The 18,322-nt window shown below is 56.7% G+C and carries 18 protein-coding genes; 10 read left to right on the top strand and 8 right to left on the bottom strand.

What is annotated here, in order from left to right; translation table 11 throughout:
- Positions 1-36: 36 nt before the first annotated feature.
- The gene (locus DEO48_RS21705; RefSeq protein WP_045355214.1) at positions 37-489 is read right to left on the bottom strand and encodes an acyltransferase; all 453 of its coding nucleotides are present in this window, start codon (positions 487-489) and stop codon (positions 37-39) included.
- A 96-nt stretch (positions 490-585) separates the two neighbouring features.
- Here DEO48_RS21705 and psiE point away from each other — a divergent pair, with 96 nt between their 5' ends.
- Positions 586-996 carry a phosphate-starvation-inducible protein PsiE gene (psiE, locus tag DEO48_RS21700; protein WP_000202963.1) on the top strand — a complete coding sequence of 137 codons (411 nt, stop codon included), beginning with the start codon at positions 586-588 and terminating at the stop codon, positions 994-996.
- A 97-nt stretch (positions 997-1,093) separates the two neighbouring features.
- Here psiE and malG read toward each other — a convergent pair whose 3' ends face one another.
- The 3 genes from malG to malE all read right to left on the bottom strand — a co-directional run bounded on the left by malG (position 1,094) and on the right by malE (position 5,000).
- On the bottom strand, positions 1,094-1,984 hold the full coding sequence (malG, locus tag DEO48_RS21695; RefSeq protein ID WP_023310002.1) for a maltose ABC transporter permease MalG: 891 nt from the start codon (positions 1,982-1,984) through the stop codon (positions 1,094-1,096).
- A gap of 155 nt (positions 1,985-2,139) precedes the next feature.
- Positions 2,140-3,684 carry a maltose ABC transporter permease MalF gene (gene malF / locus DEO48_RS21685; protein WP_045355216.1) on the bottom strand — a complete coding sequence of 515 codons (1,545 nt, stop codon included), beginning with the start codon at positions 3,682-3,684 and terminating at the stop codon, positions 2,140-2,142.
- Between the two features lie 125 nt (positions 3,685-3,809).
- Entirely contained in the window at positions 3,810-5,000 is a 1,191-nt protein-coding gene (malE, locus tag DEO48_RS21680; RefSeq protein WP_023310004.1) for a maltose/maltodextrin ABC transporter substrate-binding protein MalE, read from the bottom strand.
- Positions 5,001-5,370: 370 nt separating this feature from the next.
- Here malE and malK point away from each other — a divergent pair, with 370 nt between their 5' ends.
- From malK to ubiA, 5 genes are all read left to right on the top strand, one after another.
- Positions 5,371-6,480 carry a maltose/maltodextrin ABC transporter ATP-binding protein MalK gene (gene malK / locus DEO48_RS21675; RefSeq protein WP_023310005.1) on the top strand — a complete coding sequence of 370 codons (1,110 nt, stop codon included), beginning with the start codon at positions 5,371-5,373 and terminating at the stop codon, positions 6,478-6,480.
- 71 nt (positions 6,481-6,551) lie between these two features.
- Positions 6,552-7,862: a maltoporin gene (locus DEO48_RS21670; protein ID WP_023310006.1), complete on the top strand. Its 1,311-nt coding sequence runs from the start codon at positions 6,552-6,554 to the stop codon at positions 7,860-7,862.
- Between the two features lie 114 nt (positions 7,863-7,976).
- A complete protein-coding gene (gene malM, locus DEO48_RS21665) occupies positions 7,977-8,930 on the top strand; it encodes a maltose operon protein MalM (protein WP_045355218.1) in 954 nt (317 codons plus the stop codon).
- 180 nt (positions 8,931-9,110) lie between these two features.
- Positions 9,111-9,608: a chorismate lyase gene (gene ubiC, locus DEO48_RS21660; protein ID WP_045355219.1), complete on the top strand. Its 498-nt coding sequence runs from the start codon at positions 9,111-9,113 to the stop codon at positions 9,606-9,608.
- Between the two features lie 12 nt (positions 9,609-9,620).
- Positions 9,621-10,490 (top strand): 4-hydroxybenzoate octaprenyltransferase, encoded by an 870-nt coding sequence (ubiA, locus tag DEO48_RS21655; RefSeq protein WP_032662636.1) that lies wholly within the window; start codon positions 9,621-9,623, stop codon positions 10,488-10,490.
- 87 nt (positions 10,491-10,577) lie between these two features.
- On the opposite strand, the gene zntA is transcribed toward ubiA, so the two are convergent.
- Together zntA and DEO48_RS21645 are read right to left on the bottom strand one after the other, a co-directional pair.
- The gene (gene zntA, locus DEO48_RS21650; RefSeq protein ID WP_109846252.1) at positions 10,578-12,749 is read right to left on the bottom strand and encodes a Zn(II)/Cd(II)/Pb(II) translocating P-type ATPase ZntA; all 2,172 of its coding nucleotides are present in this window, start codon (positions 12,747-12,749) and stop codon (positions 10,578-10,580) included.
- A gap of 76 nt (positions 12,750-12,825) precedes the next feature.
- The gene (locus DEO48_RS21645; protein ID WP_023310011.1) at positions 12,826-13,452 is read right to left on the bottom strand and encodes a lysoplasmalogenase; all 627 of its coding nucleotides are present in this window, start codon (positions 13,450-13,452) and stop codon (positions 12,826-12,828) included.
- Between the two features lie 129 nt (positions 13,453-13,581).
- On the opposite strand from DEO48_RS21645, the gene DEO48_RS21640 reads away from it, so the two are divergent.
- Positions 13,582-13,941: a DUF2500 domain-containing protein gene (locus DEO48_RS21640; protein WP_109846251.1), complete on the top strand. Its 360-nt coding sequence runs from the start codon at positions 13,582-13,584 to the stop codon at positions 13,939-13,941.
- Positions 13,942-14,036: 95 nt separating this feature from the next.
- Here the strand turns inward: DEO48_RS21640 and DEO48_RS21635 are convergent, their stop codons facing one another.
- Entirely contained in the window at positions 14,037-14,318 is a 282-nt protein-coding gene (locus DEO48_RS21635) for a DUF1145 family protein (RefSeq protein WP_010436509.1), read from the bottom strand.
- Positions 14,302-14,904 carry a 16S rRNA (guanine(966)-N(2))-methyltransferase gene (gene rsmD, locus DEO48_RS21630; protein ID WP_109846250.1) on the bottom strand — a complete coding sequence of 201 codons (603 nt, stop codon included), beginning with the start codon at positions 14,902-14,904 and terminating at the stop codon, positions 14,302-14,304. The genes DEO48_RS21635 and rsmD overlap by 17 nt, the downstream gene beginning before the upstream one ends.
- A 127-nt stretch (positions 14,905-15,031) precedes the next feature.
- Between rsmD and ftsY the strand changes: the two genes are divergently transcribed.
- Genes ftsY through ftsX form a run of 3 tightly spaced genes read left to right on the top strand, consistent with a single transcriptional unit; the run spans position 15,032 to position 18,208 of the window.
- Complete coding sequence (gene ftsY, locus DEO48_RS21625; protein ID WP_109846249.1) at positions 15,032-16,492, top strand: signal recognition particle-docking protein FtsY; 1,461 nt, start codon at positions 15,032-15,034, stop codon at positions 16,490-16,492.
- 2 nt (positions 16,493-16,494) lie between these two features.
- The gene (gene ftsE, locus DEO48_RS21620; RefSeq protein WP_023310016.1) at positions 16,495-17,166 is read left to right on the top strand and encodes a cell division ATP-binding protein FtsE; all 672 of its coding nucleotides are present in this window, start codon (positions 16,495-16,497) and stop codon (positions 17,164-17,166) included.
- The gene (gene ftsX / locus DEO48_RS21615; protein WP_109846248.1) at positions 17,153-18,208 is read left to right on the top strand and encodes a permease-like cell division protein FtsX; all 1,056 of its coding nucleotides are present in this window, start codon (positions 17,153-17,155) and stop codon (positions 18,206-18,208) included. Before ftsE ends, ftsX begins: the two co-directional genes overlap by 14 nt.
- The last annotated feature ends 114 nt before the right edge of the window (positions 18,209-18,322 follow it).

Here is an 18,322-nt window from a genome sequence, read left to right as displayed (position 1 = left end):
TTTGTAGGCCCGGTAAGCGCAGCGCCACCGGGCGAATCACAAGCGGCGTAGTAGCCTCGCCGGGTTCCCGGCATAGACACCTTTCTCGACGATCGATTTTGTTACCACGCTCCCTGCACCAATCACCGCACCGTCGCAGATGGATACCGCCAGAATGGTCGCTCCACTGCCTATCGAAACATCATTCCCCACGGTAATATGGCCCCAGCTCTCACGGTCGGCGTTCGGTTTCCCCTCCCGAAACATATCGTTGGCAAACATCACGCCATGGCCAACAAAGCAACGCTGACCAATAGTGACATACTCGCAGATGAAGGTGTGCGACTGGATTTTGCAGTCGTCACCGATGCGCGTATTGCCCTGGATTTCAACAAACGGGCCGACGAATACGCCGTTGCCCAGCACACAGTCGTAAAGGTTAGCAGGCTCATATACGATCACATTGTCGCCACAGGTCACGTTGCGAACCCCGGTTTGTTTACGCTCCATCGGTTTTCTTCCTACATAAAACATAATTAAAAAATATAGATCCCCGTCACATTTTTGCGTTATACAGGAACCTCGCCCTGGAGAATGAGGTGCTGTATGACATCCCTGACTCGCCCGCGCGTTGAGTTTATCTCAACTATCCTCCAGACCGTGCTGAACCTCGGTCTGTTGAGCCTTGGCCTGATACTGGTCGTCTTTTTGGGTAAAGAGACGGTGCATCTTGCGGATGTACTGTTCGCCCCTGAACAAACCAGCAAATATGCGCTGGTGGAAGGCCTGGTGGTCTACTTTCTCTACTTTGAATTTATCGCCCTGATTGTGAAGTACTTTCAGTCCGGCTTTCACTTCCCGCTGCGTTATTTTGTCTACATTGGGATCACTGCGATAGTGCGGCTGATCATCGTCGATCATAAATCCCCGCTCGACGTGCTGATCTACTCGGCGGCGATCCTGCTGCTGGTGATCACCCTCTGGCTGTGCAACTCGAAGCGGCTGAAACGCGAATAAAAAAATGGCGGCCCGGAGGCCGCCTAACAACAGTCACAAGTTGGGTCAATACAATACGTCTAAAGTTGAGGGTTGCAGTGGCATAACAAAATGAAACTTAACCTTTCACACCGCCCGCCGTCAGGCCGTTGACCAGCCAGCGCTGCGCCAGCAGGAACACCACGGTAATCGGGATGGCGGAAAGTACGGCCGCCGCGGCAAAGTCGCCCCACAGGTAGTTTTGCGGGTTGAGGTATTGCTGCATACCTACGGCCAGGGTGTAGCTGTTCACATCACGCAGTAACAGTGAGGCAACCGGTACTTCGGTGATCGCAGCGATAAACGACAGAATAAACACTACCGCCAGAATCGGCACCGACAGCGGCAGCAGCACCAGGCGGAACGCCTGCCACGGGGTTGCGCCATCCAGCGCGGCCGCTTCTTCCAGCGAACCGTCGATAGTTTCGAAATAGCCTTTAATGGTCCATACATGCAGTGCGATACCGCCAAGATAGGCGAAGATCACGCCGCCGTGGGTGTTCAGGCCGATAAACGGTACGTACTGGCCCAGACGGTCAAACAGGGCATACAACGCCACCAGCGACAGCACGGCCGGGAACATCTGGAAAATCAGCATCCCTTTCAGCAGCGTCGCTTTGCCCGGGAAACGCATGCGGGCGAAGGCGTAGGCGCAGGTAGTGGAAAGCGCCACGATACCAATGGCGGTAATGCCTGCGATTTTCACCGAGTTCCACAGCCACAGCAGCACCGGGAACGGCGGCGGCGTGACGCGGCCATCCGCGTGTTCCACGCTGAAGCCCAGCGCGAGCTTCCAGTGCTCCCAGGAGATTTCGTCCGGGATAAGGCTCCCTGTCGCGAAGTTACCCGAACGCAGGGAGATGGCGATAACCATCAGCAGCGGGAACATGATCGCCGCGATGAAAATCAGCAGGCCTAAGTGCGTCGCCAGGAGGCGCAACTTCTGAGATTTGGGTTGTACCATAGCCATAATATTCTTTACTCCTTAACACCGCTCCAGGCTATTTTGCTTGCCATTTTGAACGCTGGCAGTGCTCAGAATCCTCACGTACTTCGTGTACGCTCCGGTTCTTGCGCGCTGGCAGCGCCCAAACTGGCTGCGCCAATGACGCCTGGTGATTCCAGTTAATCAAATTTCATACGTGTGGCTTTCAGGTTCACAATCGCCAGAGCGCCTACCAGCAGGAAGATCAGGGTGGCAATCGCTGCCGCCAGACCGAAGTCCTGGCCGCCGCCGCCTTCGAAGGCGATACGGTAGGTGTAGCTCACGAGCAGGTCGGTATAGCCTGCTGGCGTCGTGGTGCCAAGGCGGTCCGGGCCGCCGTTGGTCAACAGCTGAATCAGCACGAAGTTGTTAAAGTTAAAGGCGAAGCTGGCAATCATCAGCGGCGTCAGCGGCTTAATGAGCAGCGGCAGCGTAATTTTAAAGAAGTTCTGGAACGGGCCCGCGCCGTCCATCGCCGAGGCTTCGTACAGATCGTCCGGGATAGCCTTCAGCAGGCCCATGCACAGGATCATCATGTACGGATAACCGAGCCAGGTGTTCACGATGATAATCATCGAGCGAGCGGTGGTCGGGTCGCTGAACCAGGCTGGTTTGATGCCGAACAGGGCGCTCAGCATCATGTTGATTTCACCGAAGCTCTGGTTAAACAGCCCTTTGAAAATCAGAATCGAGATAAACGACGGTACGGCATACGGCAGGATCAGCAGCACGCGGTAAATCGCTTTGCCTTTCAGGGATTCCCACTGGACCAGGCAGGCCAGCACCATGCCCACGGCCACGGTCAGGATCACCGTCAGCACCGAGAAGACCACCGTCCAGACGAAGATGGCGAAGAACGGCTTCTGAATGCCTTCGTCGGTAAACACACGGGTAAAGTTGTCCCAGCCGATGGTGACAGTATAGCCCGGGCTGAGCTTGTCATCACCCCATTTGCCGTCGGCAGTAATGGACTGATAGAAACCAATGTCGTTATTCGGACGATATTTCACGCCGCTCTGGTTGTTGGTCAGCGTGCCGTCGTCCGCCAGGGTATACAGCGGCTGCGTGCCGGAGAACTGGCGCAGCGAGCTCATGGTCACCTTGCTTTCGTCTGGCAGCACGGCGGTGAGCTGGGTCAGCGCCTGACGGTTCTGGGTAATAACGCGCAGGTTGGCACGTTCACCTTCCGGCAGGGCCTGTGCCTCTTTTAAGGCCAGCTTCTGCTCGCCGCCAAATTTGAACGCGTCGGAGACATAGTATTTGCTGCTTGCTTCGTCAGTAAGCGCTAACTTCCACTCGTTACCGTCAGGATACAGGCCGAAGTTAAAGGTCTTGCCTGCCTGATATGAGCGATCCAGCAGGACCTGCTGCGCGCGTTCCTGCGCAAGCTGGTTGGTGCTGCTGTAGTTGGTGAACGCAATGGCGATGGTACAAATCAGCGGGAACAGGACAAACAGCCCCATCCCGGCCACGCCCGGGTAGACATAGCGCCAGGCATAGGCTTTACGATTAGCGAAAATATACAGGCCAGCAGAGCTTAAAATCAGCGTCATGATGGCGAACAGATATTCCCCTTGTACGTACATTAAAACAACAAGGTAACCCACCAGCAGGCACAGCAGACCGATCGCTGACCACTTCAGCGCGTCGCTTTGCCACCAGCGTTTCTTTTTAATGACATCCATGGGGTTTTTCCTCTACAACGTTTGATCTTTTCTCCCTCTCCTGGGGGAGAGGGCCGGGGTGAGGGCGTGCGGATAGCGCCAACCCTCACCCTAACCCTCTCCCAAAGGGAGAGGGGACTACGTCATTACTTAGTAATACGACCCTGAGCATCTTTCAGCGCGGCATCGACAGTCTGACGACCGCTTGCAGCGTTGATGACCGCGGTACGCGTGGCGTACCAGAACGCGGCCATCTGTGGGATGTTCGGCATGATTTCGCCTTTCTGGGCGTTATCCATGGTGGCCGCGATACGTGGGTCTTTCGCCAGCTGATCCTGGAAGGATTTCAGCGCGACGGCGCCCAGCGGTTTGTCCTTGTTCACTTCATCCAGACCCTGATCGGTCAGCAGGTAGTTTTCCAGAAACTCTTTCGCCAGCTCTTTGTTCGGGCTGGCGGCGTTGATGCCTGCGCTCAGCACGCCAACGAACGGTTTAGACGGCTTGCCTTTGAAGGTTGGCAGCAGCGCTACGCCGTAGTTGACTTTGCTCTTGTCGATGTTGGTCCAGGCCCACGGACCGTTGATGGTCATCGCGGTTTCGCCTTTGTTGAACGCCGCTTCTGCGATGGAGTAATCGGTATCCGCGTTCATATGTTTGTTCTTGATGAGGTCAACCAGGAAGGTCAGACCCGCTTTCGCGCCAGCGTTGTCCACGCCCACGTCTTTCACGTCATATTTGCCGTTTTCAAACTTGAACGCGTAACCGCCATCGGCAGCAATGAGCGGCCAGGTGAAGTACGGCTCTTGCAGGTTGAACATCAGGGCAGATTTACCTTTCGCCTTCAGCTCTTTATCCAGTTTCGGGATCTCTTCCCAGGTTTTCGGTGGGTTTGGTACCAGGTCTTTGTTGTAAATCAGAGACAGGGCTTCAACCGCGATAGGGTAAGCGATCAGCTTGCCGTTATAGCGAACGGCATCCCAGGTGAACGGGAACAGCTTGTCCTGGAAGGCTTTATCTGGCGTCACTTCTGCCAGCAGGCCAGACTGTGCGTAACCCCCGAAACGGTCATGCGCCCAGAAGATGATGTCCGGGCCGTCGCCGGTTGCTGCAACCTGCGGGAACTTCTCTTCCAGCTTGTCCGGGTGTTCTACGGTAACTTTGATGCCGGTATCTTTTTCGAATTTTTTGCCCACTTCGGCCAGGCCGTTATAGCCCTTGTCGCCGTTAATCCAGATAACCAGCTTGCCTTCTTCAATTTTGGCGAGCGCTGGGGCGGAAACCATCATTGCTGCAAGGGCGGACAATGCGAAAACGCGTGCGCCAGTCTTGATATTCATATCTGCCATCCTTTTTGGTGATGTGCTCGTGGATACATAAGGTGGTTCAACGTGACTCAGTCTCCTTATTTGACATCCTCTTTCCATCCTCCCAACCCCTACGCCCCACCCCCCGTTTGTGTGATCTCCGTTGCATAAATTTAAGTTATGAGTGCTGGCGCACATAAAAACCCACCGAATTTTGCAGGCGGCTTCACGAATTTTGCCACAGCCCGCCCGCGGCGGTCGCAGAGCCTGCTCCCTCATCCTCCCGCCTCCTCCCCCATAAAAAAGGCGGGGGGTGGAGGATTCGGGAAAGTAATGGATACCCCATAGTGAACTTATCTTGAATGTTTCTGTCGGTGACAGGTTGTAACGAAGGGAGAAGGGCATGGCGAGCGTACAGCTGCGTAATGTAACGAAAGCCTGGGGTGACGTTGTGGTGTCGAAAGACATCAATCTGGACATCAACGAAGGCGAATTCGTGGTGTTTGTTGGCCCATCAGGCTGTGGTAAATCTACTCTGCTGCGTATGATTGCCGGTCTTGAAACGATTACCAGCGGCGACCTGCTGATTGGTGATACCCGAATGAACGACATCCCGCCTGCCGAACGTGGCGTCGGTATGGTGTTCCAGTCTTATGCACTCTATCCACACCTTTCCGTTGCCGAAAATATGTCCTTTGGCCTGAAGCTGGCCGGCGCGAAGAAAGAAGTCATTAACCAGCGCGTGACGCAGGTGGCGGAAGTGTTACAGCTGGCCCACCTGCTGGAGCGTAAACCAAAAGCGCTTTCCGGTGGTCAGCGTCAGCGTGTGGCGATTGGCCGTACGCTGGTGGCCGAACCGCGCGTGTTCCTGCTCGATGAACCTCTCTCTAACCTGGATGCCGCCCTGCGCGTCCAGATGCGAATTGAAATCTCCCGTCTGCACAAGCGTCTTGGCCGCACGATGATTTACGTCACCCACGATCAGGTGGAAGCGATGACCCTCGCCGACAAAATCGTGGTGCTGGATGCCGGCCGCGTGGCGCAGGTGGGTAAACCGCTGGAGCTGTACCACTACCCGGCAGACCGCTTTGTTGCGGGCTTTATTGGCTCGCCAAAGATGAACTTCCTGCCCGTCAAAGTGACCGCGACAGCCATTGAACAGGTACAGGTGGAGCTGCCAAACCGCCAGCAGGTCTGGCTGCCGGTCGACAGCGCCAACGTACAGGTCGGGGCAAATATGTCCCTCGGTATTCGTCCTGAGCACCTGCTGCCTAGCCACATCGCTGATGTGACCCTGGAAGGTGACGTTCAGGTCGTCGAACAGCTTGGTCACGAAACACAGATTCATATCCAGATCCCCGCCATCCGTCAGAACCTGGTCTACCGCCAGAACGACGTGGTGTTGGTAGAAGAGGGTGCCACATTCGCTATCGGCTTGCCGCCAGAGCGTTGCCATCTGTTCCGTGAGGATGGCACTGCATGTCGTCGGTTGCACAAAGAGCCAGGCGTTTAAGCAATCCCAAAAGAAGACACGAAACCGACAGGTGAAGTGTTCAAAGAAAAGCAATGATCTCAGGAGATAGAATGATGATTACTCTGCGCAAACAAGTCCCTCTGGCAATCGCCGTTGCGGCAGGCATCCTGTCTGCCCAGGCAGGCGCCGTGGACTTTAAAGGTTATGCTCGTTCCGGCATTGGCTGGACCGGGAGTGGCGGTGAACAACAATGTTTCCAGGCAACGGGTGCTCAAAGTAAATACCGTCTCGGTAACGAATGTGAAACCTATGCGGAATTGAAACTGGGTCAGGAAGTGTGGAAAGAAGGCGACAAGAGCTTCTATTTCGACACTAACGTAGCGTATTCCGTTTCTCAGCAGAACGACTGGGAATCCACCAGCCCGGCCTTCCGTGAAGCTAACGTGCAGGGTAAAAACCTGATTGAATGGCTGCCAGGCTCCACCATCTGGGCCGGTAAGCGTTTCTATCAGCGTCATGACGTTCACATGATCGACTTCTACTACTGGGACATCTCAGGTCCTGGTGCCGGTATTGAAAACATCGATCTGGGCTTTGGTAAACTTTCTCTGGCAGCCACCCGCTCTTCTGAATCAGGCGGTTCTGCAACCTTCGCCGATCGTGATGCGAACGGCGACCGTATTTATGACAACGTTGTACCAAATGACGTCTTCGACGTGCGTTTAGCGGGGCTGGAAACTAACCCGGGCGGTACGCTGGAACTGGGCGTTGACTATGGTCACACCAACATTCCTGACGACTACTACCTGCAGCCAGGCGCTTCTAAAGATGGCTGGTTGTTCACTGCTGAACATACCCAGAGCATGATGAAGGGCTTCAACAAGTTCGTACTGCAGTACGGTACAGACTCCATGACCTCTAACGGTAAAGGTATTCCACAGGGCGGCAGCGTTGATAACGACGGCTCCATGTGGCGTGTGCTGGACCACGGTGCAATTACCCTGGCAGACCGTTGGGACCTGATGTACGTAGGTATGTACCAGAACATCGATCGTGACAACAACAACGGTACCGAGTGGTGGACTGTGGGTGTTCGTCCGATGTTCAAATGGACGCCAATCATGAGCACCCTGCTTGAAGTGGGCTACGACAACGTCAAATCTCAGAGAACTGACGAGAAAAACAGCCAGTACAAAATCACCCTGGCACAGCAATGGCAGGCAGGCGACAGCATCTGGTCTCGTCCGGCTATCCGTGTCTTCGCAACCTACGCGAAGTGGGATGAGAAATGGGGTTACGCAAACAACAGCGACACGGGTTACACCTCTGGTGTGGCTTACAGTGACACCTCTGCGAAAACCTTCAGCCGTGGCGACAACGATGAATGGACCTTCGGCGCCCAGATGGAAATCTGGTGGTAATTCGTTAGACCTGACGTAATGACCTGAAAAGAGGGGCGTAAGCCCCTCTCTCCTTAGGGTGCTGCGCGCTATTGCCTGGCCACCGCAGTGCTCACGCTATCAGAGGTAATAACAATGAAAATGAAGAAAAGTCTCGTCGCGCTGTGCCTCTCTGCGGGGCTGTTAGCCTGTGTTCCGGCCATCTCCCTGGCAGACGTGAATTTCGTGCCACAAAATACCAGCGCTGCGCCGGCTATCCCGGCGGCGGCCCTCCAGCAGCTGACGTGGACGCCAGTTGATCAATCCAAAACCCAGTCGACACAGCTTTCTACGGGCGGCCAGCAGCTGAACGTACCGGGTATCACCGGGCCGGTTGCCGCCTACAGCGTGCCGGCTAACATTGGTGAGCTAACCCTGACGCTGACCAGCGAAGTGAACAAGCAAACCAGCGTATTTGCACCGAACGTGCTGATTTTGGATCAGAATCTGACGCCGTCTGCCTTCTTCCCAAGCGAGTACTTTAGCTACCAGGAGCCTGGCGTCATGAGCGCCGACCGTCTGGAAGGAAAAATGCGCCTGACGCCAGCGTTGGGACAGCAGAAGATTTATGTTCTGGTTTTCACGACTGAAAAAGATCTACAGCAGACCACTAAGCTTATCGATCCGGCAAAAGCCTACGCCAAAGGAACGGGTAACTCTGTTCCGGATATTCCGGATCCGTTAGCGCGCCACGTCACCGACGGCCTGCTCAAACTGAAAGTCTCAACTAACAATGCGTCCAGCGTGCTGGTCGGCCCGCTGTTTGGCTCCTCCGGCACCGGCCCTGTCACCGTAGGTAACACTGCTGCACCTGTTTATACCGCGCCAGCTGCCACGGCAGCCGCACCGGTAGCGACCGCAGCACCTGCCCCGGCGAAGAAAGCCGAGCCGGTACTGAACGACACCGAAGAGTACTTCAACAACGCCATTAAGCAGGCGGTGAAGCGCGGCGATGTCGATAAAGCGCTGAAACTGCTTGATGAAGCCGAACGTTTAGGTTCAACCACTGCCCGTTCCACCTTTATCAGCAGTGTAAAAGGCAAGGGGTAACCGTTTCCCCACAGTGCTGATTTGTTAGTAGTTTGGTGCGCCTGAGTGGGCGCACTTTTTTTCGTAGCCGCCAGGCTGTTGCGCCCATGTTGCGATCGTGATCGTTAAATAACGTTTGGCCCCCCTCAATCCGTGTTTCTGCGATACAATGCCATTACGTTATGTATCGGAGAGTCTGGCATGTCACACCCTGCGCTAACGCAACTGCGTGCGCTGCGCTATTTCGACCAAATACCTGCGCTTGATCCGCAGCAACTGGACTGGTTGTTGCTGGAAGATTCCATGACGAAACGTTTTGAGCAACAGGGTAAAACGGTCACGGTGACCCTGATTCAGGAAGGGTTTGTCTCTGGCGATGAGATCGCCAGCGAGCTGCCGCTGCTGCCGCACGAACCACGCTACTGGCTGCGCGAAATTTTACTCTGTGCTGATGGTGAGCCTTGGCTTGCCGGGCGGACGGTGGTCCCCGAGTCCACTCTTTCCGGGCCAGAGCTGGCGCTGCAACGTCTGGGGAAAACGCCGCTGGGGCGTTACCTTTTCACCTCGTCTGAGCTTACCCGGGATTTTATTGAGATTGGTCGTGATGCCGAACTCTGGGGGCGTCGTTCCCGCCTTCGCCTGAGCGGTAAACCGTTAATTCTGACGGAGCTTTTTTTACCGGCATCACCGTTGTACTAAGAGGAAGAAAAAATGGAGTGGAGCCTGACGCAGAATAAGCTGTTGGCGTATCACCGCTTAATGCGTACCGATAAACCCATTGGCGCGTTACTGCTGCTGTGGCCGACCCTGTGGGCGCTGTGGCTCGCCACGCCGGGCGTGCCGCCGCTGTGGATCCTGGCCGTGTTCGTTGCCGGCGTCTGGCTGATGCGCGCGGCGGGCTGCGTGGTGAATGACTATGCCGATCGTAAATTCGACGGTCATGTTAAGCGTACTGCCGGTCGTCCGTTACCCAGCGGGCAGGTCACCGGGAAAGAAGCCCGCGTGCTGTTCATTGTTCTGGTGCTGCTCTCTTTCCTGCTGGTGTTAACCCTCAACACCATGACCATTCTGCTTTCCGTTGCGGCGCTGGCGTTAGCCTGGGTTTATCCGTTTATGAAGCGCTATACCCACCTGCCTCAGGTGGTGCTGGGCGCAGCGTTTGGCTGGTCGATTCCGATGGCGTTTGCGGCGGTTAGTGAGTCCTTACCGCTCAGCTGCTGGCTGATGTTCCTGGCGAACATTCTCTGGGCCGTGGCGTATGACACGCAATACGCGATGGTAGACCGCGACGATGACCTGAAGATTGGCATCAAATCCACCGCCATCCTCTTTGGTCGTCAGGACAAGCTGATTATCGGTATCCTGCAGGTTGCGGTACTGGCGCTGATGGTTGCGATCGGTCGCCTGAACGGGCTGAACTGGGAGTTTTACTGGTCCGTGCTGGTGGCGGGACTGCTGTTTGCTTATCAGCAAAAGCTGATTGCGAAGCGTGAACGTGACGCCTGTTTTAAAGCGTTTATGAACAATAACTACGTTGGTCTGGTGCTGTTTTTAGGCCTGGCGATGAGCTATTTCTTATAAAAAAGTCGGGTGGCGGCTTCGCCTTACCCGACCTACGAGTTAGCAGGACATGGAAGCCCGGTAAGCGCTAGCGCCACCGGGCTTTTTTTATCGGCGACGCAGCAGCCGGAGCGCGTTCGCCGTCACCAGTACCGTTGCCCCGGTATCCGCCAGCACCGCCAGCCACAGTCCGGTCATGCCGAGCAGCGTCGTCACGAGGAAAATTCCTTTCAGCCCGAGCGCAATGCCGATGTTCTGACGGATGTTGGCCCGCGTCGCGCGCGCCAGGCTAATCATCTGCGCCAGCCCGGTCAGGCGGTTGTGCGTCAATGCCGCGTCAGCCGTTTCCAGCGCCACGTCGGTGCCGCTGCCCATCGCTATACCGATGGTAGACGCTTTCATCGCCGGGGCATCGTTAATCCCATCACCGACCATTGCCAGCGGCGCCTGAGCATTCATTTCCGTCACCGCGCTGACCTTATCCGCGGGCAACAGTCCGGCTTTAAACTCCAGCCCCAGCTCACCGGCAATCGCTGCCGCCGCGCGAGGGTTATCGCCGGTAAGAATAACGCCCTGCACGCCCAGCTTGTGCAGCGCCGCCACGGCTTCTTTGGCGTCATCGCGCAGGGTATCGCGCAGCGCCAGCATCCCTTTTGCGACGCCGTCCTGCAGGACGGTCACGACGGTTTGTCCGGTCTGTTCTAACGCCTCAACCTCTGGATTAGAAGACTTGCCCGCCGCGACAATCAGCACCTTTTTACCCTCAACGGTGGCCTCAATCCCTGACCCGACCAGCGCCCGCTGGGCGATTGCCGGAGGGATGTCCAGCCCGCGCGCCTGCGCTTCACGCACAATCGCCTGCGCCAGCGGGTGAGTGGACCCCTGCTCAACGGCGGCGGCCAGGGTCAGCAGTTCATCTTCACTGATTTCCTGCGGATATACGCCGGTTACCTGCGGCTTGCCGACGGTCAGCGTACCGGTTTTATCGAAGGCGATATGCTGAACCTGGCTCAGCTGTTCCAGCGCCGCGCCGCCCTTAATCAGCGCCCCGCGACGTGCCGCAGCCGCCAGACCTGAGGTAATCGCCGCCGGGGTGGAAATCACCAGCGCGCACGGGCAGCCAATCAGCAGCAGCGTCAGCCCTTTATAAATCCAGCCCTCCCACGGCGCGCCAAAGAACAGCGGCGGGACGACGGTGACCAGCAGGGCAACCAGCATGATGGCAGGGGTATAAATCCGGCTGAAGCGATCGATAAAGCGTTCGACCGGCGCGCGGCGCTCTTCTGCCTCTTCAATCAGCTTCAGGATACGATCGATGGCGCTGTCGCCCGGCTCGGAAAGCACGGTGAGCTGCACCAGACGGTCGACGCTGGTGGCGCCAGCAGGTACTTTTTCACCCGCGGCACGCTCTACCGGAATGGATTCCCCGGTCAGGGCGCTTTCATCAAAGCTCGCGGTGGCGCCAAGCAGCGCGCCGTCTGCAGGCAGACGCCCCCCTGCGGCCACCTCAATCACGTCGCCCGGGCGCAGCGTATTGATGGCGACCGTTTCACGCGTGCCGTTTATCACGCGAGTGGCGGTTTCCGGCTTCAGCGCCATCAGCGCGCTGACCCCTTTACGCGCCCGGCTCGCCGCCCAGCCCTCAAGACGTTCGCCGATTAAGAACAGCAGCAGCACCATCGCCGCTTCTGCCGTCGCGCCAATAAACAGCGCGCCGATTGCCGCCACGCTCATCAGCGTTTCGATGGCAAACCAGCTGCCGCTTTTCATCAGGCGCAGCGCCTGACGGGCAATCGGGAACAGGCCGACCAGCGTGGTGGCGATAAACGCCAGATTGCCGAACGGATGGTTAATCTGCTCCAGACCCCAGCTCAGGGCCATCATGATGGTGAGGGTAATGAACGGCAGGTTTTCTTTCAGAGAGGAGGCTTTTTCAACGGGCGCCGTTTCGCTGCGCAGGGTATACCCCGCCTTGCTGACGGCGGCTTCAACCTGTTTGCTGACGTCGTTATCGGCGCTGACCAGCAGCTTTTCGGTGGCGAACAGCACCTGAACGTGACTCACGCCCGGCACCTGCTTGACGGCGTTTTCCACCTTGCGGGCGCAGGCCGCGCAGTCCATTCCGTTGACGACCCAGCTGTAGCAGTTGCCACTTTCAGGAATGGGTTGAGTTGGCGTTTCGCACGCGCCTTCGCAGCAGCAGTCGTCTTTCGACGGAGCCGGACTGAGCTTAAGTGCCGAGAATTGAGGAACTTTTTTAGGTATTTCTGGAGTCGACATGGCAGTCTCCGGCAATGATAATTTTCTCATTAACCGCAGCATACACTCTGGAGTCGACTCCAGAGTCAAGCGCTATTTAGATATACAGCGAACGCACAATCAGGAAATGCCCGGCAAAGTAACAGGCGGAGGCTATCGCGTTATCCGCCCGGAAGCGGCGGCGATAGTGGCTGCCCAGCCACACGATATTCCCGATCAGCAGCAGGGCGGCGCCGAAGAACGCGGACATCGCCGGAGCGGTCGGACGGAAGAACCACAGCTCGCCCGCCAGCCACACCATCACCAGCGTCATGGCGATAAACGTACAGACCGGCAAACGCATCTCTTCCAGACGTGACCAGATCACCGCAATCAGCAGCGCGCCAATCACCAGCAGCACCAGCGGCAGCGGCCAGAAGAAGGAGAGCGTCATCTGGCTTGCAAAGTAGATGGTATAGAGCAGATGCGACAAGAAGAACGCCCCAACGGCGTAGAGCAGGCGCTGGCGCGGCAGCAGGGTTAAGGCATCGCCAATCAGGGATGCACACAGTCCGGCTAGCACCAGATAGCTGACGGCGTTGAACATCGGCGCTTGCCAGGCCAGCAGCAGCAGGAGCAACAGCGTGACCGGTTTAAACAACCAGCGCTGCCAGGTGGGACCGCGGTACGACGCATCGACATAAAGCCATGCGGAAAAACAGACAGCGATAAATGACCAAAGCATATTAACTCCCTGTATCTGTTAAGTCTGAATAATCAGTTTCTGATCCAGTGTAGTGACGCGGGCGGGCGTTTGGCAATGGCGGGGGAGGCAAGGTATCCTGAATTCCGCAAAATCTGATGGGATTGTCGAATGAGCAAGATGCCGCTTTTTTTCATTATCGTGGTGGCGATTATCGTCATTGCCGCCTCGTTCCGTTTCGTGCAGCAGCGCCGCGAGAAGGCGGATAACGATGCCGCGCCGCTGATGCAAAAGCGCGTGGAGGTGATCAACAAACGCGAGAAACCACTCAACGACCGCCGCTCGCGCCAGCAGCAGGTGACACCTGCGGGCACAGCAATGCGCTATGAAGCGAGCTTTAAGCCGGAAACGGGCGGCCTGGAGATGACCTTCCGCCTGGAGGCGCATCAGTACCATCAGCTGACGGTGGGGGAGAAAGGAACGCTGAGCTACAAAGGGTCGCGGTTTGAAGGGTTTGAACCGGAGCGGTAATTTTCCCCTCACCCCGGCCCTCTCCCACAGGGAGAGGGTGTAATCGTTCCCTCTCCCTGTGGGAGAGGGTTAGGGTGAGGGCATCAGGCCGCACCTTACTTCTTGACCTGCGCCTTAAACTTCTTCATCCACACCAGCAGTTCAAACACGCCGAAAATAAACACGCGCAGCTGCTGCCAGCCCGTCATCTGCGGGCCGTCTTTCGGCAGACCGTTTTTCAGCATCACCATCTGCAGGGCGTGCATGAACGACGTGAAAATCAGCGCCACGTTAACGAAAATATTCATCGGGCGCGGGAACGGGTGCACCAGATTTAAAATCAAAAATGCCCAGACGCCCAGCATCAGCAAACGTCCCAGGTTAATCAGTACCGGCATCGGAGCCTCCTTGTGCCTGACGGTGATAAAGACGATAAGCGACCTGGCCGGCGACCTTTTCGCGGTGCAGATCCCAGTGGGCGGGAACCGGCGGCAAACCGTTTTCCACTTCGCTTTCAACGTAAATTAGCGCGTCATCCGCCAGCCAGCAGTTTTGCTCCAGCAGGGATAACGTCTCTTCCAGCAGCCCCTTACGGAACGGCGGATCGACGAACACCACGTTATGCGGCGTGCCTTTCTGCGCAAGAAAACTCAGCGTGTTGGTGTTCACCACTTTGGCGTTGCTCGCCTTCAGCGTCGCCAGATTTTGCTGCAGCGTCTGCGCAACGCCGCGCTCCATCTCCAGCAGCGTGGCGCTGGCGGCATAGCGCGACAGCGCTTCAAGCCCCAGCGCGCCGCTTCCGGCGAAGCAGTCCAGGCAGTGGGCGTCTACCATTGACGGGGCCAGCCAGTTAAACAGCGTCTCGCGCACGCGGTCGGTAGTAGGGCGTAAACCGGGGCTGTCCGGCACCGGTAATTTCCGGCCTCGCCACTGACCGCCGATAATACGAATTTGACCGGCCGGGGCGCGGTTGGGTTTCTTCATCTCAGGAAAGCTCTGTTAACAATTGGCCTGCGATTGCGGGCGGTGATGTCAATTAAGTAAAGTGTTAGACTATTTCATCATTTTTTTAGCTTCCATGTATATAGCGCCGCGAGGAGTGTAGTCGCAGATGGCAAAACAAAAAAAACGTGGCTTCTTTTCCTGGCTGGGCTTCGGTGAAAAAGAGCAAGAAACAGAACAGAAAACCAAAGAGCAACAAGCCGTTGAAGAGCAGTCACAGCCTGAAACGCCTGTAGAAACCGCCGCGGTTGTCGAAGCGGAAGAAACGGTGCACAGCAAAGAAGAGATTGAATCCTTTGCTGAAGAGGTGGTTGAGGTCACTGAACAGGTTCAGGAGAGCGAGAAGCCAGAGCCGGTTGTCATTGAGGCCGTTGCCGAAGCGCCGCAGGCCGTTATCGAGCACGAAGAGCTGCCGCTGCCGGAAGAGGTGAAAGCCGAAGAGGTGTCTGCCGAAGAGTGGCAGGCGGAAGCGGAAACCGTTGAAATTGTTGAGGCGGTGGAAGAAGAAGCCGCACTCGAGCCAGAGCTTACCGACGAAGAGTTGGAAGCCCAGGCGCTGGCGGCAGAAGCCGCGGAAGAAGCGGTCATCGTCGTGCCGGTAGAAGAGCAGGCCGAAGAAGAGAGCGTCCAGGAGCAGGAAAAACCGACCAAAGAAGGTTTCTTCGCGCGCCTGAAGCGCAGCCTGCTCAAAACCAAAGAAAACTTAGGTTCCGGATTTATCAGTCTGTTCCGCGGCAAGAAGATCGACGACGATCTCTTTGAAGAGCTGGAAGAACAGCTGCTGATTGCGGACGTCGGCGTGGAAACCACCCGTAAGATCATCGCTAATCTGACCGAAGGGGCGAGCCGCAAACAGCTGCGCGACGCCGAAGCGCTGTACGGCCTGCTGAAAGACGAGATGGGTGAAATTCTCGCAAAAGTTGACGAACCGCTTAATATTGAAGGCAAAACGCCATTTGTTATTCTGATGGTTGGCGTGAACGGCGTGGGTAAAACCACCACCATCGGCAAGCTGGCGCGTCAGTTCGAGCAGCAGGGCAAATCGGTGATGCTGGCGGCGGGGGATACCTTCCGTGCGGCGGCGGTTGAGCAGCTGCAGGTTTGGGGCCAGCGTAACAACATTCCGGTGATTGCCCAGCATACCGGCGCGGATTCCGCGTCCGTGATCTTCGATGCCATCCAGGCGGCGAAGGCGCGCAACGTGGACGTGCTGATTGCCGATACCGCAGGGCGTTTGCAGAACAAATCGCACCTGATGGAAGAGTTGAAGAAAATCGTCCGCGTCATGAAGAAGCTGGACGAAGACGCGCCGCATGAAATTATGCTGACCATTGATGCCAGCACCGGACAGAACGCCATCAGCCAGGCGAAGCTGTTCACTGAAGCGGTAGGACTGACCGGGATCGCGCTGACCAAGCTGGACGGCACCGCGAAAGGCGGGGTGATCTTCTCCGTGGCCGATCAGTTCGGCATCCCTATCCGCTACATCGGTGTGGGCGAGCGTATTGAGGATTTACGTCCGTTTAAGGCGGACGACTTTATTGAGGCATTATTTGCCCGAGAGGACTAACAATGATTCGCTTTGAACACGTCAGCAAGGCCTATCTCGGTGGGAGACAAGCGCTGCAGGGGGTGACATTCCACCTGCAGCCGGGCGAGATGGCATTCCTGACCGGCCATTCCGGCGCGGGGAAAAGTACCCTGCTCAAGCTTATCTGTGGGATCGAGCGGCCAAGCGCCGGGAAAATCTTTTTCGGCGGTCATGAGATCAGCCGCCTGAAAAATCGCGAAGTGCCGTTCCTGCGTCGTCAGATCGGCATGATTTTCCAGGATCACCACCTGCTGATGGATCGCACCGTTTTCGATAACGTGGCCATTCCGCTGATTATTGCCGGCGCCAGCTATGACGATATCCGCCGTCGCGTTTCTGCGGCGCTGGATAAGGTCGGGCTGCTGGACAAAGCGAAGAACTTCCCGATCCAGCTCTCCGGCGGTGAACAGCAGCGCGTGGGCATCGCCCGCGCGGTGGTGAACAAGCCTGCCGTACTGCTGGCGGATGAACCGACCGGTAACCTGGACGATGCTCTTTCAGAAGGGATTTTGCGTCTGTTTGAGGAATTTAACCGCGTAGGAGTCACCGTATTGATGGCGACGCACGACATCGGGCTCATTTCCCGTCGTTCGTACCGCATGCTGACCCTGAGCGACGGGCATTTGCACGGAGGCCACGGTGAACAAGCGTGATGCAATAAACCAGATTCGGCAGTTCGGGAACCGGTTTGACCGTTTCCGTAAGCCGCAGGGCGGTGGTGACGGCAATCGTAATGCGCCGAAGCGCCAGAAGGCCGCGCCAAAACCGGCCTCCCGTAAAACCAACGTGTTCAACGAGCAGGTGCGCTACGCTTTCCACGGCGCGCTGCAGGATCTGAAAAGCAAACCGCTGGCGACGTTCCTGACGGTGATGGTGATCGCCATCTCCCTGACGCTGCCAAGCGTCTGTTATATGGTCTATAAAAACGTCAACCAGGCGGCCACACAGTATTATCCGTCTCCGCAGATCACGGTCTATATGGATAAAGCGCTCGACGATAACGCCGCCGCGCAGGTGGTCGGGCAAATTCAGGCCGAGCAGGGCGTGGAGAAGGTCAACTATCTCTCACGCGAAGACGCGCTGGGCGAGTTCCGTAACTGGTCTGGCTTTGGCGGCGCGCTGGATATGCTCGAAGAGAACCCGCTGCCCGCCGTGGCGGTGGTGATCCCGAAGCTGGATTTCCAGGGGACCGATTCGCTTAACACCCTGCGCGATCGCATCACGCGCATCAAGGGCATTGATGAAGTGCGCATGGACGACAGCTGGTTTGCGCGTCTCTCTGCCCTGACCGGGCTGGTAGGACGCGTCGCGGCGATGATTGGCGTGCTGATGGTGGCGGCGGTCTTCCTCGTCATCGGTAACAGCGTGCGCCTGAGCATTTTCGCCCGTCGCGATACCATTAACGTGCAGAAACTGATTGGTGCAACGGATGGTTTCATCCTCCGACCGTTCCTTTACGGCGGTGCACTGCTCGGTTTTTCCGGTGCATTTCTTTCACTGATATTGTCAGAAATTTTGGTTATGCGGCTTTCGTCCGCCGTCACTGAAGTGGCGCAGGTTTTCGGAACGAAGTTTGATATCAGTGGCTTAGGCTTCGATGAGTGCCTGTTGCTGCTGCTGGTTTGTTCGATGATTGGGTGGCTGGCAGCCTGGCTGGCAACCGTTCAACATTTACGTCACTTTACTCCCGACTAATAAAAGCGTGATATAATCTTTCCCTGCACCGAGATGCTCGCTCTGCAGGGAAAGCGTCCCTGTTGTCGCTTCCCCTGTTATCATCTCCATGTCACAATTTGTGCGTAATTTATT

Origin of the sequence: Enterobacter sp. CGMCC 5087 (assembly GCF_003144775.1) — a bacterium.
Lineage (GTDB): Bacteria > Pseudomonadota > Gammaproteobacteria > Enterobacterales > Enterobacteriaceae > Enterobacter > Enterobacter cloacae_M.
This window is presented reverse-complemented; position numbering and strand designations above follow the sequence as displayed.

Coding starts and splice junctions, on each gene's coding strand:
- DEO48_RS21705 (WP_045355214.1), bottom strand. CDS start 489: ATGGAGCGTAAACAAACCGGGGTTCGCAACGTGACCTGTGGCGACAAT.
- psiE (WP_000202963.1), top strand. CDS start 586: ATGACATCCCTGACTCGCCCGCGCGTTGAGTTTATCTCAACTATCCTC.
- malG (WP_023310002.1), bottom strand. CDS start 1,984: ATGGCTATGGTACAACCCAAATCTCAGAAGTTGCGCCTCCTGGCGACG.
- malF (WP_045355216.1), bottom strand. CDS start 3,684: ATGGATGTCATTAAAAAGAAACGCTGGTGGCAAAGCGACGCGCTGAAG.
- malE (WP_023310004.1), bottom strand. CDS start 5,000: ATGAATATCAAGACTGGCGCACGCGTTTTCGCATTGTCCGCCCTTGCA.
- malK (WP_023310005.1), top strand. CDS start 5,371: ATGGCGAGCGTACAGCTGCGTAATGTAACGAAAGCCTGGGGTGACGTT.
- DEO48_RS21670 (WP_023310006.1), top strand. CDS start 6,552: ATGATGATTACTCTGCGCAAACAAGTCCCTCTGGCAATCGCCGTTGCG.
- malM (WP_045355218.1), top strand. CDS start 7,977: ATGAAAATGAAGAAAAGTCTCGTCGCGCTGTGCCTCTCTGCGGGGCTG.
- ubiC (WP_045355219.1), top strand. CDS start 9,111: ATGTCACACCCTGCGCTAACGCAACTGCGTGCGCTGCGCTATTTCGAC.
- ubiA (WP_032662636.1), top strand. CDS start 9,621: ATGGAGTGGAGCCTGACGCAGAATAAGCTGTTGGCGTATCACCGCTTA.
- zntA (WP_109846252.1), bottom strand. CDS start 12,749: ATGTCGACTCCAGAAATACCTAAAAAAGTTCCTCAATTCTCGGCACTT.
- DEO48_RS21645 (WP_023310011.1), bottom strand. CDS start 13,452: ATGCTTTGGTCATTTATCGCTGTCTGTTTTTCCGCATGGCTTTATGTC.
- DEO48_RS21640 (WP_109846251.1), top strand. CDS start 13,582: ATGAGCAAGATGCCGCTTTTTTTCATTATCGTGGTGGCGATTATCGTC.
- DEO48_RS21635 (WP_010436509.1), bottom strand. CDS start 14,318: ATGCCGGTACTGATTAACCTGGGACGTTTGCTGATGCTGGGCGTCTGG.
- rsmD (WP_109846250.1), bottom strand. CDS start 14,904: ATGAAGAAACCCAACCGCGCCCCGGCCGGTCAAATTCGTATTATCGGC.
- ftsY (WP_109846249.1), top strand. CDS start 15,032: ATGGCAAAACAAAAAAAACGTGGCTTCTTTTCCTGGCTGGGCTTCGGT.
- ftsE (WP_023310016.1), top strand. CDS start 16,495: ATGATTCGCTTTGAACACGTCAGCAAGGCCTATCTCGGTGGGAGACAA.